The following is a 12,512-nucleotide window of genomic DNA, read 5'->3' as shown; positions in this document are numbered from 1 at the left end:
GGCGTCGTCTGCCTGCTTGCTATGACACCGGAAACTGAGGGCTTATGCTGCCTGCTCCTGCTGCAGCAAGTGGCAGTCTTTGTACTTCTTGCCGCTGCCGCAGGGGCAGGGTGAGTTGCGGCCGAATTTGCGCTGGGTACGTAGGCTCCGAATCCACTCGCGCGGGTCCACGGCCAGGCGTAAGAAGCGTTTCTTGGGGTTCTGGCGCAGGGCCCGGCTCAGTAGCTGGTACAGCTCGGGATGGTGTTCCTGCAGCTTCTCGGGCTTCTCGAAAAAGTACTCCGTTACCACGGCAAAGAACTCGGCCTCGTTGGTGCCCGCGTAATCGTTGATTTCCGAGCTGCCGGCCCTGATGGCGGCAATTTCGCGCTGCATCACGGCTTCCCACTCCGGGCGCAACTCGGCGGGTAGGGCCAGGGCCGGCACGCCGTCAATCACGCCATCGGCCTCGTCCAGCAAGTGGGCAAACTCGTGAATACCCACGTTCTGCTTGTCCAGGGCATCCTTGAAGCCCTGCTCCAGAGAGGTTTTCGACAGGCGCATGTAGTGGGAAGTCTGGAAGCCCTGCACGCTACCCAGCAGGGTGCCTTCCAAACCTACAAACTCCTTGTTCGGGTCCCGCTGCTGGGTCCAGGCGTCGGGCACCACCAGCACCTCGCTCAGGTTGGCGTACTCCCAGTCGGGAAAGCCGAAGACGGGAATCACGGCCGAGGCGGCCACCAGCACGCGGGTCGTCTCGTCGATGTCGGTTTGGATGCCCGTAATGGGCGTTTGGGCCAGAAACACCTGCACCTTCTTCTCGAAGCGCTGCTTGTCGTTGGCCGTGAGCGAGAGGTAGAACGCCACCCGCTCCGTGAGAATCTGCCGCCAGGCGGCCGGAAACTCGGTGGCCACCGCTGCTTGCTTCAGGCGCGACTCGCGGGTTAGGTACCGGTAGAAAAGATAGATTACGCCCGCTACCAGGGCGGCAAAAACGAAATACTGCATGAGGCGGTAAACGAGCGGCCGGCGGCCGGGTTGTGCCCCTAGTCCATTGGAGGCTCGCTATGGCATATCACTGTTCAGCGACCAAGGCTGAACAGTGCAAAGAAGTCGTGTGAACCCAGACTAGTATTTTTTTCTCGACGATTATGGTAACTACTAGTAAGGCAAGCTCCAATGTGCACCCGCTCTGCTAGCATTAAATGAGCCACTGTGCGCCACAGCTCATTGAATAACGAAAAGCTTGTTCAAGTTCAACCCTATAAACCTAAAGTGGCAATGCTTCAACGCGTGCTTAAATAACACGTTTCTTAACCCCTTGACGGAGTGCAGCTGGATAACTAAGTGTCAGGACGAGTACAACTTACACGATGGCGCGTCCGGTCCCGAGTTCAGTAATTACCCCGAGGGGTACCCCAATGACGTCAGATAAGTAACAAGTCATTTGACCCCAGCTACCCCAGTTGCAACACAGTTACTCATGAACCGGATGGTTTAGGCTACGGTGCCCGCCACGACAGGATATTTCAGGCTAGATGGGAGAATGGCGGTACGCTTAGACTGCTGCAGGCGCATTTGCGCTCAACGGCTTGCAAATTTTTGGCAACGGTTCACTACCCAACCAAGTCAAAGGTTTTGTAGTATTGCGCACCGAGAAGGACAAGCGCAGTGCGTGGCTGAAATGGGCTCCTTCCGACGATGCGTACGCCTACAACATTCACGTAGGCGTGGCGCCCGACAAGCTCTACAGCTGCATTATGGTGCACGGAGCCGCTGAATACTACTTCAAAGGCATGGACAAGGACTTGCCCTACTACTTTTCCATCGAGGCCCTCAACGAAAACGGCGTTTCCGCGCGCACTCCCGTCGTGGAAGTGAAGTAGCGTGGTGGGTTCAGTGTGCTGTCAACAGCACGTCATGCAGAGGCGCAGCCGAAGCATCTCGCTCGAATCGGTAGGGTAATAACTCCCATGTCAGCACGCGAGATGCTTCGGCTGCGCCTCTGCATGACGTTCTAGTGCAGTGAGTCTAGTATCCGACCATCTGACTTTCGCCTATTCAATACCTCCATTCCATTCCCACATGAAACGAGTTTTTCGTACTGCTTTACTCATGTCGTTGGGGCTGCTGACGCCGCAGCTGCAGGCGTATCAGTCGGGCCCCTCGGCTACTACCCTGGCCGCGGCCGACGACGAGAAGATGAACAAGTTCATCTCCGACCTAATGCAGAAAATGACGCTGGAAGAGAAAATCGGCCAGCTGAACCTGATTACCGTGGGCTTCGACGTGACCGGGCCCATGGTAAGCAAGGACGTGGACGCCAACATCCGCAAGGGCAACGTGGGCTCGGTGCTGAATACCTTCACGCCCACGGCCGCCCGCAAGCTCCAGGAAATGGCCGTGAAAGAGTCGCGCCTGCATATTCCCCTCATCTTCGGCTACGACGTCATCCACGGCCACCGCACTATCTTCCCCATTGCCCTGGGCCTGGCTTCGAGTTGGGATTTGCAGGCCATTGAGCGCAGCGCCCGCATTGCCGCCGAAGAAGCGTCTGCCGATGGCCTGAACTGGGTGTACTCGCCCATGGTGGACATTGCCCGCGACCCGCGCTGGGGCCGCATTAGTGAGGGCTCGGGCGAGGACCCTTACCTGGGCTCCCAGATTGCCCGCGTGATGGTACACGGCTACCAGGGCGACGACCTGAGCAAGCCCAATACCGTCATGGCCTGCGTGAAGCACTTCGCCCTCTACGGGGCCGCCGAGGCTGGCCGCGACTACAATACCACCGACATGAGCCTGGTGCGCATGTACAACGAGTACCTGCCGCCCTACAAAGCCGCCGTGGAAGCCGGCGCCGGCTCCATGATGTCCTCGTTTAATGACATCAACGGCGTGCCTGCCACCGGCAACAAGTGGCTGATGACGGACCTGTTGCGCAACCAGTGGGGCTTCAAGGGCTTCGTGGCTACCGACTACACGGCCATCAACGAAATGACCGCCCACGGCATGGGCGACGATGCCCAGGTATCGGCGCTGGCTCTGAACGCCGGCATCGACCAGGACATGGTAGGGGAGATTTTCCTGCGCAACCTGGCCCAGAACCTCAAGGACGGCACCGTGAAGCAGGAGCAGATTGATGTAGCCTGCCGCCGCATTCTGGAAGCCAAGTGGAAGCTGGGTTTGTTTAAAGACCCTTACCTCTACACCAACGAGAAGCGCGCCAAGGCCACGATGATGAAGAAGGAGTTCATTGCCGATGCCCGCGACATTGCCCGTAAGAGCATGGTGCTGCTCAAAAACAGCAACAACGCCCTACCCCTCAAAAAGCAGGGAACCATAGCGTTGGTAGGGCCCTTGGCTACCCGCCAGCGCGACATGATTGGTAGCTGGAGCGGAGCTGGCGACTGGAAACAGGCCGTGTCTTTGGAGCAGGGCATCCGGAACGTGGCCGGCAACGGTGTGAAGATTGTAACGGCCCAGGGCGCCAACTTCACCGACGACCAGCAGATGATTGACCGCCTGAATGCTCACGGCGGCGAGCTGAACGTAGACAAGCGCAGCTCCGAGGAGATGATCCGCGAAGCCGTGCAGGTAGCCCAAGGCGCCGACGTGATTGTGGCCGCCGTAGGGGAGAGCCAAGGCATGACGGGCGAAGCCGCCAGCCGCGCCGACATTGGTCTGCCCGGCCAGCAGCTGGAGCTGCTCAAAGCCCTGAAGAAAACCGGCAAGCCGCTGGTCATCGTGCTGATGAGCGGCCGCCCGATGACCCTGCCCTGGGAAGATAAAAACGCCGACGCCATCCTGGAAACCTGGTTTGCGGGTACCCAGGCCGGCAACGCCATTGCCGATGTGCTGTTCGGGGCCTACAACCCCTCGGGCAAGCTCACGGCCACCTTCCCCCAGCACGTAGGCCAGATTCCGCTCTACTACAATCACAAGATGACCGGCCGGCCCTACCAGGGCGTGGCGCTGGACAAGTACAAGTCGCGCTACATGGACGTGAGCAACGACCCGCTCTACCCCTTCGGGTACGGCCTGAGCTACACCACCTTCGAGTACGGCAAGCCCGAGCTGAGCACCACCACGCTCCCCATGAACGGCACGCTGGAGGTGAAAGTAACCCTGAAAAACACCGGCAACTACGATGGCGAAGAAGTAGCCCAGCTCTACATCCGCGACATGGTTGGCTCTATTTCGCGGCCCGTGAAGGAGCTGAAAGGCTTCCAGAAAGTGATGCTGAAAAAGGGGGAGAGCCGCACGCTCACCTTCCGCCTGACGCCCGAGGACCTGAAATTCTACAACGCCAACCTGCAGTTCGTAGCCGAGCCCGGCGACTTCCAAGTGTTCGTGGGTGGCAACTCCCGCGACGTGCAGACGGCCGCCTTCAAGCTGGCTGCTCAGTAAGGGATAGGCACTACCTGCGCCTTGTTGTGGGACGAGCGCGCGGGGGCTTCCGGAAGCTGATCAGCTAATAGGGGAGCGGGTTAGTGCTCCGGAAGCCGATTATAGCAGTAGCGCGAAGCTTCTTCGGGAGGCTTCGCGCTATTGTTTTTAGGTTAAAGTTGTAGAAGCCTGACCGTGCAGTTAGTGGCTCAGGACAACAGCATTTTACAGGTAGTCGGCCGTCATGCAGAGCGGAGCATCTCGCTCGGCTGACGCCAGAGTTACTACCACAACATCAGCACGCGAGATGCTTCGGCTGCGCCTCTGCATGAGGTTCTTTGGTGCTTATAGGCGACCTATCATAGTAGTTTGGTAATAGTAGTCAATAGCGCAACGGAAAGCAGACAACCCGGACGTAGCAGACCGCCCGGAAGAGCTTCAACTTGCTGCTGCGTATCTTCCCGTGCTTCCTTTGCGGAGCAAGCTGCGTCGAACCTTCTCTTTTCCTTCCCACCATGCTTATTGACCGCATAAGCTGGTCGGCTTCCTTCAGGAAGCAGGCCGGCGCTCAAGTCCTACCCTCCGCCTTGCCGCAACCTCTTCGCCGTTTCAGCCGCGGCGTGCTGCTGCTCTGCGGCCTATTGTTGTGCAGTGCAGCCGAGGCCGAGGATATTCAGTCGCCGAACAAGCAGTTCACGCTCAGCGTGAACGTGCAGGAGGGCGGCGTGCCTACCTATAGCCTCACCTACAAAGGCCGGCCCGTGCTGAAAACCAGCCGCCTGGGCCTGGATCTGAAAAACACGACCTCGCTGACCAGCGGCTTCACCCAAACCAGCGCCGAGCGCCGCACCTTCGACGAAACCTGGCAGCCGGTGTGGGGTGAAAGCAAGAACATCCGCAACCACTACAATGAGTTGGCGGTGACCCTAACGCAGGCCCAAACCAACCGGGTGATGCGGGTGCGCTTCCGCCTGTTCGATGATGGCCTGGGCTTCCGCTACGAGTTTCCCCAGCAGAAGGGTCTCGACTACTTCACTGTGAAGGAGGAGCGCACGCAGTTTGCACTGGCCGGCGACCACAAGGCCTTCTGGCTGCCCGGCGACTACGACACCCAGGAGTACAGCACCGTTACCTCTAAACTCTCGGAGGTGCGCGGGCTGATGAAGGCGGCTACTACCCCCAACGCCTCCCAAACTCCCTTCTCGGCCACCGGCGTGCAAACGCCCCTGATGCTCAAGAGCCAGGACGGGCTCTACATCAACATTCACGAGGCGGCCCTCATCGACTATTCGGCCATGCACCTGGAGCTGGACGACAAGAACATGGTGCTGGAAAGCCACCTCACGCCCGACGCGGTAGGGGACAAGGGCCTGCTCCAGACCCCGGCCAACACGCCCTGGCGCACCGTAATTGTGAGCGACAAAGCTGGCGACATTCTGCTCTCCAAGCTGGTGCTCAACCTCAACGAGCCCACCAAGTTCAAGGACGTATCCTGGATTAAGCCGGTGAAGTACGTAGGCGTGTGGTGGGAGATGATTACAGGCAAAAGCACCTGGTCGTACACCAACCTGGAGAACATCAAGCTCGACTCGGTGGACTACCGCAAGGTGAAGCCCAACGGCACCCACGGCGCCAACACGGCCCACGTGAAAGAGTACATTGACTTTGCGGCCAAGCACGGGCTGGATGGCGTGCTGGTAGAAGGCTGGAACACCGGTTGGGAAGACTGGTTCGGCAAGCACAAAGACTACGTGTTTGACTTCGTGACGCCCTACCCCGACTTCGACGTGCAGGAGCTGAGCCGCTATGCCCAGAGCAAGAACGTGAAGATCATCATGCACCACGAAACTTCGGGCTCGGTGCGCAATTACGAGCGGCACCTCGACTCGGCCTTTCAGTTCATGAACAAGTACGGCTACAACGCCGTGAAAACCGGCTACGTGGGCGACATCGTGCCCTTGGGCCACAAGCACTACGACCAGTGGATGATCAACCACTACAACTACGTGCTGGAAAAGGCGGCCAAGTATAAAATCATGGTGAACGGCCACGAAGCCGTGCGCCCCACCGGCCTCTCGCGCACCTACCCCAACCTGATCGGCAATGAGGCCGCCCGCGGCACGGAGTACGAGTCGTTTGGGGGCAACAACGCCGACCACACCACCATTCTGCCCTTCACCCGCCTCATCGGCGGCCCCATGGACTACACGCCGGGTATCTTCCAGACCCGCGTTAGCGCCTACAATCCGCAGAACAACTCCTTCGTGCACAGCACCCTGGCCCGGCAGCTGGCCCTGTACGTGACCATGTACAGCCCTCTGCAAATGGCCGCCGACCTGCCCGAAACTTACAACAAGCACCTCGATGCCTTCCAGTTCATCAAGGACGTAGCCGTGGACTGGGACGATACCAAGGTGCTGGAAGCCGAGCCCGGCGACTACATCACCTACGCCCGCAAAGCCAAGGGCAGCCCCAACTGGTTTGTCGGGAGCACCTGCGACGAGCGGGGCCGCACCTCCAACATCAACCTGAGCTTCCTGGAGCCCGGCAAAAAGTACGTGGCCACCATCTACGCCGACAAGAAGGACGCCCATTACGAGAAAAACCCGCAAGCCTACCAGATCCGCAAGCAAAACGTGACCAGCAAAACCAAGCTGAGCCAGTACTGCGCCCCCGGTGGCGGCTACGCCATCAGCGTGATGGAAGCTAAGTAGCCGGCACCGGCTGATCTTAGTTAAGCAAAAGCCCCGGCTGGAATCCATGGATTCCAGCCGGGGCTTTTGCTTTGACTTAGGTGTAAGAGGATAAAAGTTTAGGTGGTAAACCGGTTCGTAGACGTAGCCACAATCCGTTTGTCATGCAGAGGCGCAGCCGAAGCATCTCGCGTGCTGATGTTTAATTAGCATTACAACGTCAGCACGCGAGATGCTTCGCTGCGCTCTGCATGACGGCCCTTTAGGTTGCTGTCCACACCCTAGCCGGCGAACCTGTTTTAGTTTACCACCATCGTCATGATGGAGTGGGGGCGGCTGGTGGCCTGGGCGGCCTGGCCTTTCAGCCAGAGCTGGAAGGGCTGCTCCTGGTCGGTTTGGTTCATGACTACCACCGCTACTTTGCCATCGGGATTGAGGAAGGCCGTGGTTTGCAATACGTCGCGGCTGGAAGCGGTGGCAATGCGCCGGGCGCCGGGCCGCACGAACTTGCTGAAGTGGCCGATATAGTAGTAGGCGTTGGTGTAGATGAGCTTGCCGCTGCGGGTGTCGCCGATGATGGGGGCGTAGCAGAAGTTGCCGACGTGGTTGGGGCCGCCGGTTTCGTCGAGCAGGATGTTCCAGTCGGTCCAGGCTACGGTGCCGGCGTTGAAGTCGTTGATCATCGAGTAGCCGTACCGCTCGCCCAGCTTCCAGTCCTGCACGTTGTCGAACTTGAAGTTCTCCACGCAGCCTTCCGTAAACATCAAGTGCTTGTCGGGGTAGGTTTCGTGTACGCGACGCAGGTTATCGAACTGCATGCCCGAGCCGGTCCAGGTTTCGTACCAGTGGTAGCCCAGACCCCAGAAGTACTTGCTGGCTTCGGGGTCATCGAAGAGGGTAGCGGCGCGCTGAAACGCCAGGTCGCGGTTATGGTCCCAGCCGATGAGCTTTTTGTCCGCAAGCCCACCTTTCTTGAGCGTGGGTCCGAGGTAGCCTTTCACAAAGTCGCGCTCCTCCTCGGCCGTGAAAATGCAGGACTCCCACTTCTGCTTGGCCATGGGCTCGTTCTGCACCGTCAGGCCCCAGATGGGAATGCCCGCCTTCTCGTAGGCTTTGATAAACTTCACGTAGTAGTCGGCCCAGCTCTGGCGGAACTCGGGTAGCAGCTTGCCGCCCTGCAACATGTTTTTGGTGTCCTTCATCCAGGCCGGCGGGCTCCAGGGGCTCACGTACAGGGTGAGCTTGCCGCCCGCCGCGGCCGTAGCCTGCTTGATGAAGGGCATCTTGTACTTCTCGTCGTGCTTTAGGCTGAAGGTTTTCAGCTCCTTGTCCCCGTCCTGCACGTAGGTGTAGGTGTCGCTGGAAAAGTCGCAGCTGTTGATGTTGGTGCGGCCCAGGGTGTAGCCTATGCCCTGGCTGGGGCTGAAGTAAGCCTGCAGAAACTCCTGCTGCTGGGCTTTGGGTAGCTTGGCAAAGGTTTCGGCCGAGGCGTCGGTCAGGGCTCCGCCAATACCAACCATCGTCTGGAAGGTGTGGGTCGGATCCACGAAAATGGTGGGCTGGGTTTCCAGGGGCTGGCCTACTTCCTTGAAGGAGAGCTTGTCGGTGGCGCTTAGGCGCAACTGAGAGCCGGCGGCGGTGGTGTACACCTGCACCTGCTTGCCTGCCGCCGAGTACGACTTGGGCGCCGAGGTAGTGGTTTTTTGCGCGGAAGCGGAGGTGCCGAGGCCGGCCGCCAACACAACGGCCCAGAAGAATTTTTGCATGCGTAAAGGAAATCTGGTACGAGAAATCAGGGAGAAAAAGCCCGTGGTACGCGGCAGGTTCACCATACGTAAGTGCCCACCGCGCCCTGGTCGAGCGAGGTAGTGGCCACGTTGCCGCGGTACTGGATAGCAAAGGTTTGGGTAGCGTTGCCCGCGTTCAGCACGAGGAGCACCTTCTTGCCAGCGGGGGTTTTGAAGGCCACGTTGGGTAGCGTGCCGGGCTCGTTGGTGCTGATGCGCACGGAGCCGGGCCGGACAAACTTAGCGGCGTGCGCCACCGTGTAGTAGGCCGTGTTGCGGGTCACATTGTCTCCGCTGATAGTTAGGGCACCCAGGCAGGTGCTGCAGCCCCCGGCGGTGTAGGGGCCGTAGTTGGGGTCGGCGGCCAGGTTCCACTCCAGCACGTTGCGGCTCCAGTTGCGGGTAGCCCCAATCATGAGATTCTGCACGTGCCACTTCAGGTCGCCGCCAAAGTTGCCGGGGCCACCTACCCACTGCTCCGTGAAGTACACGTTTTTGCTCGGGAAGGCATTGTGCACGGTGGTCATGGCCGTGATGTCGCCGGCGTAGAGGTGGAAGGCCGAGCCATCCACGTACTGGCTGGCCCCCGGGTCGCGCAGAATGGTGAGCGGGTACTCCGGCTTGTCCAGGTTGTGGTCGTAGGTGATAAGCTTGGTGGCGAGGCCGGCCGCGCGCAGGGCCGGGCCCACATGGTCGCGGATGAAGCTGGCCTGCTCCTGAGCCGACATCAGCATGCTGGGGTTGTTGCCGTCGTGCAGGGGTTCGTTTTGCAGGGTAATGGCATCCAGCCGAATACCCTCGGCCTGCATGGCTTGCAGGTACTTCACAAAATACTGCGCGTAGGCAGCGTAATACTCCGGCTTCAGGGAGCCCCCGATGTAGCTGTTATTGGTTTTCATCCACCGCGGCGCCGTCCAGGGTGAGCCCAAAATCTTGAGGCTGGGGTTGAGGGCCAGAATCTCCTTGAGCACCGGAATCAGGTTGACTTTATCCGGAGCAATGCTGAACTGCGCCAACGCAGGGTCGGGCTGGCTAGCATCATCGTAGGTAAACACGTTGATATCCAGATCGGAAGCCCCGATACTAACGCGCAGGTAGCTGGTGCCGATGCTGGTACCGTCGGTGGCGAACAACTCCTTGAGCAGGGCCGCGCGGGCCGAGGCACTCATCTGCTTAATGAGCATGGCGCTGCTACCCGTGAGCGTGTAGCCGAAGCCATCAATGGACTGGTAGGTTTGGGTGGTGTCCACGATGATGGTCGGGTGCTGAGCACTAGGCGCCTTGAAGTTTAAGGGCACCGTACGCTGGTAAAACAAGGCCGATTTATCGGGAGTCGTGAGCCACTGCGCCACCTGGGACGGGCCCGCTGGCTGGGTTGGCGGTACTGGCGGGGCCGGCGTGGGAGTGGGGGAGCTGTCGTCCTGGCTGCTGCAGCTGGCCACGCCAAGCAGTACGGCGCAGGCCAGGCTCAGCGGAAATGCGGAGGGTAGTTTCATAGAGAAGGGAAGGTGCCGCCGCGCAGCAGGCTAGAAGTAGACAGCGGGGTTAGTTATCGGAGCGAAACGGAGAAGCCGGCAGACCTTCCTGGTTGTAGAGGGTAGCAGGGCGGTTATTACCCCAGGCGTAGCGCACGGCCACCGGCTGGGCTACCCCTTCGGCCTGAAGTACGACCGTGTTGCCCTGCACCTGCGCCCGCGCCCACGCAAAGCGCCCATCGGGCCCGGCCACGGCAAAGCTGCCGGGCGTGCCCGCGGCCCCAGGCTTGAGTACCAGGCCGCTGCCCACGTTGCGGAACGTAAGTACCAGTTGGTTGCCGCTGGTAGCGAATTTGTCGAGGGTGGGGCCGGAGGCCACCACGCCGGTTTCGCCGTAGGCGACCTGCCGGGCCAGCCGGGCCAGGCGGCGGCCTACGTCCTGCTTGTTGCGGGGGTGGATGTCATCGGGGTTGCCCAGGTCCAGGGCCACAGCCATGCCCGTTTTGGGCACCGTTAGGCTGGTAAAGCGCTGCGCTTCCCGCAGCCGGGCCCAGTCGGTATCCGCCGGCTCGGGGCTGTCGGGCATGTAACCGGCCAGCTGCACAAACAGGAAGGGCAGGGGGCCTTGCTGCCAGCGGGTGCGCCAGTCCTGAATCAGGGCCGGGAAAAGCGTGCGGTACTGCGCGTCGCGGCCGGCGTTGCTTTCGCCCTGGTACCAGATAACGCCTGTCAGCGCGTACGGCACCAAGGGCGCAATCATGCCATTAAACAGGGCCGTCGGCTCATTCTGGACGCCGCCCGGAAACGGACTGCGGGGCCGGGTGCTGGGGTCAAAAGCCGGGCGGTACTGCCAGGCCCCGGCCAGCGGCACCGTGAGGCCGCCTACCGTAGCTGTCATCTCCGTGGGCTTGCCCCAGATGCCGCCGCCGCTACCCGTATCCGTGACCCGCACGGTTACGACGTTGCGGCCCGCGCGCACCAAGTTGGCCGGCACCACGTAGCGCCGAAGCTTGTCGTAGCCCCGGGTGCCGCCAACAGGCACGCCGTTGAAAAAGGTGCTGTCCTGGTCATCTACTTGGGCCAGACTTAGGGTCAGCGGCTGATTAGCGGCCGCAACAGGCAAGGTCAGTTCCCTTCGTAGCCACACAACGCCATCAAAGTCACGCAATTCCGGCGTCTGGCCTTCCCAGATGCCTGGCACTTGCATGGTTTTCCAGGTGGTAGTCGTCAGGTCAGGGTCGGCCCAGGTAGGCTGGCCGGGCAGCAGGCCCTGGTCTTGGCCGGCCGGACTTTGCTGCCAGGCCCGCAGGCGGGCCGTATACGCCGCTTGCTGCTCCGTGAACGAGCCGGGCTGGCCCTGCAATGCGGCCACCGGCCCCCGAAAATCCGGGAGTTTGAGCAGGGCCTCGGCGCTGGTCCAGGCTTCGGCAGCGGTGCCGCCCCACTCAGCCGCAATCAGCCCAATGGGAACCTTGTACCGCTGCTGCAAGTCGCGCCCGAAGTAGTAGGCCACGGCCGAAAACTCGGCCACCGACTGCGGCGTGCACGCCTGCCACTCGCCACCGGCCAGCTCGGCCTGGGGCCGCGGCTCGGCGCGGTTGGGTACATTGAACAACCGGATGGTAGGGTGGTTGGCCGCGGCTACGGCCGCCGGCCCGCCGTCCGTGTCGCGCAGGGGCCACTCCATGTTCGACTGCCCCGAGGCCAGCCACACGTCGCCCACCAGCACATCGGTCAGTTGAATCACGTTCTGGCCTTTCACTTCCAACTTGAAAGGGCCGCCCGCCGGCTGGGCCGGGAGCTTTAACTGCCAGCGCCCGTCGGGCCCGGCGGTGGCCTGGGCCGTGGTGCCCCGGAAGGAAACGCGCACCGTTTCGCCCGGCGCCGCCCAGCCCCAGAGCGGCAACGGGACGTTGCGCTGCAGTACCATGTGGGAGTTTACCAGGCGGGGTAGGCGCACCGTGGCCCAGGCAGCGGGCGAGGCCGCCAGCAGCAGTACCGTGGTAGAGCGAAAACAGGAGAAAAAGCGCATGGCAAGAAGAGGAAAGAGGTCCGAAGAAAAGACACAGCTGGGCTGAAGGGGTGCAACCAGCACCTGAATAGCCCAATCTGGCCTTATCTACGAGGTAGGGCGCCCGACCGTAGTACTTCTGAGCGAGTCACGTGGTAAGTGAAGTGAGCGGGTCGTTAAG

At 60.9% G+C, this 12,512-nt stretch carries 7 protein-coding genes; 3 read left to right on the top strand and 4 right to left on the bottom strand.

Going from position 1 to position 12,512, the window contains the following annotated elements; all coding sequences use genetic code 11:
- Nucleotides 1–42: 42 nt before the first annotated feature.
- Nucleotides 43–987, bottom strand: a complete 945-nt coding sequence (locus tag IEW18_RS16885; protein WP_188559047.1) for a zinc-dependent peptidase — start codon at nucleotides 985–987, stop codon at nucleotides 43–45.
- A gap of 584 nt (nucleotides 988–1,571) precedes the next feature.
- On the opposite strand from IEW18_RS16885, the gene IEW18_RS16880 reads away from it, so the two are divergent.
- The 3 genes from IEW18_RS16880 (at nucleotide 1,572) to IEW18_RS16870 (ending at nucleotide 7,079) form a co-directional block, all read left to right on the top strand.
- Nucleotides 1,572–1,865, top strand: a complete 294-nt coding sequence (locus IEW18_RS16880) for a fibronectin type III domain-containing protein (RefSeq protein WP_188559046.1) — start codon at nucleotides 1,572–1,574, stop codon at nucleotides 1,863–1,865.
- A gap of 199 nt (nucleotides 1,866–2,064) precedes the next feature.
- Nucleotides 2,065–4,386: a beta-glucosidase BglX gene (bglX, locus tag IEW18_RS16875; RefSeq protein ID WP_188559045.1), complete on the top strand. Its 2,322-nt coding sequence runs from the start codon at nucleotides 2,065–2,067 to the stop codon at nucleotides 4,384–4,386.
- A 494-nt stretch (nucleotides 4,387–4,880) separates the two neighbouring features.
- Nucleotides 4,881–7,079 carry a glycoside hydrolase family 97 protein gene (locus IEW18_RS16870; protein ID WP_188559044.1) on the top strand — a complete coding sequence of 733 codons (2,199 nt, stop codon included), beginning with the start codon at nucleotides 4,881–4,883 and terminating at the stop codon, nucleotides 7,077–7,079.
- A 278-nt stretch (nucleotides 7,080–7,357) separates the two neighbouring features.
- On the opposite strand, the gene IEW18_RS16865 is transcribed toward IEW18_RS16870, so the two are convergent.
- The 3 genes from IEW18_RS16865 to IEW18_RS16855 are packed head-to-tail and all read right to left on the bottom strand — an operon-like array spanning nucleotide 7,358 to nucleotide 12,352.
- Entirely contained in the window at nucleotides 7,358–8,824 is a 1,467-nt protein-coding gene (locus tag IEW18_RS16865) for a glycoside hydrolase family 30 protein (protein WP_188559043.1), read from the bottom strand.
- A 59-nt stretch (nucleotides 8,825–8,883) separates the two neighbouring features.
- Nucleotides 8,884–10,341 carry a glycoside hydrolase family 30 protein gene (locus tag IEW18_RS16860; protein WP_188559042.1) on the bottom strand — a complete coding sequence of 486 codons (1,458 nt, stop codon included), beginning with the start codon at nucleotides 10,339–10,341 and terminating at the stop codon, nucleotides 8,884–8,886.
- Nucleotides 10,342–10,390: 49 nt separating this feature from the next.
- Complete coding sequence (locus tag IEW18_RS16855; protein ID WP_188559041.1) at nucleotides 10,391–12,352, bottom strand: sialate O-acetylesterase; 1,962 nt, start codon at nucleotides 12,350–12,352, stop codon at nucleotides 10,391–10,393.
- Nucleotides 12,353–12,512: the final 160 nt, after the last annotated feature.

The organism is Hymenobacter glacieicola, assembly GCF_014640315.1.
Lineage (GTDB): Bacteria > Bacteroidota > Bacteroidia > Cytophagales > Hymenobacteraceae > Hymenobacter > Hymenobacter glacieicola.
This window is presented reverse-complemented; position numbering and strand designations above follow the sequence as displayed.

Bases quoted from the DNA above. Each gene is read 5' to 3' on its own strand.
- IEW18_RS16885 (WP_188559047.1), bottom strand. From the start codon at position 987: ATGCAGTATTTCGTTTTTGCCGCCCTGGTAGCGGGCGTAATCTATCTT.
- bglX (WP_188559045.1), top strand. From the start codon at position 2,065: ATGAAACGAGTTTTTCGTACTGCTTTACTCATGTCGTTGGGGCTGCTG.
- IEW18_RS16870 (WP_188559044.1), top strand. From the start codon at position 4,881: ATGCTTATTGACCGCATAAGCTGGTCGGCTTCCTTCAGGAAGCAGGCC.
- IEW18_RS16865 (WP_188559043.1), bottom strand. From the start codon at position 8,824: ATGCAAAAATTCTTCTGGGCCGTTGTGTTGGCGGCCGGCCTCGGCACC.
- IEW18_RS16860 (WP_188559042.1), bottom strand. From the start codon at position 10,341: ATGAAACTACCCTCCGCATTTCCGCTGAGCCTGGCCTGCGCCGTACTG.
- IEW18_RS16855 (WP_188559041.1), bottom strand. From the start codon at position 12,352: ATGCGCTTTTTCTCCTGTTTTCGCTCTACCACGGTACTGCTGCTGGCG.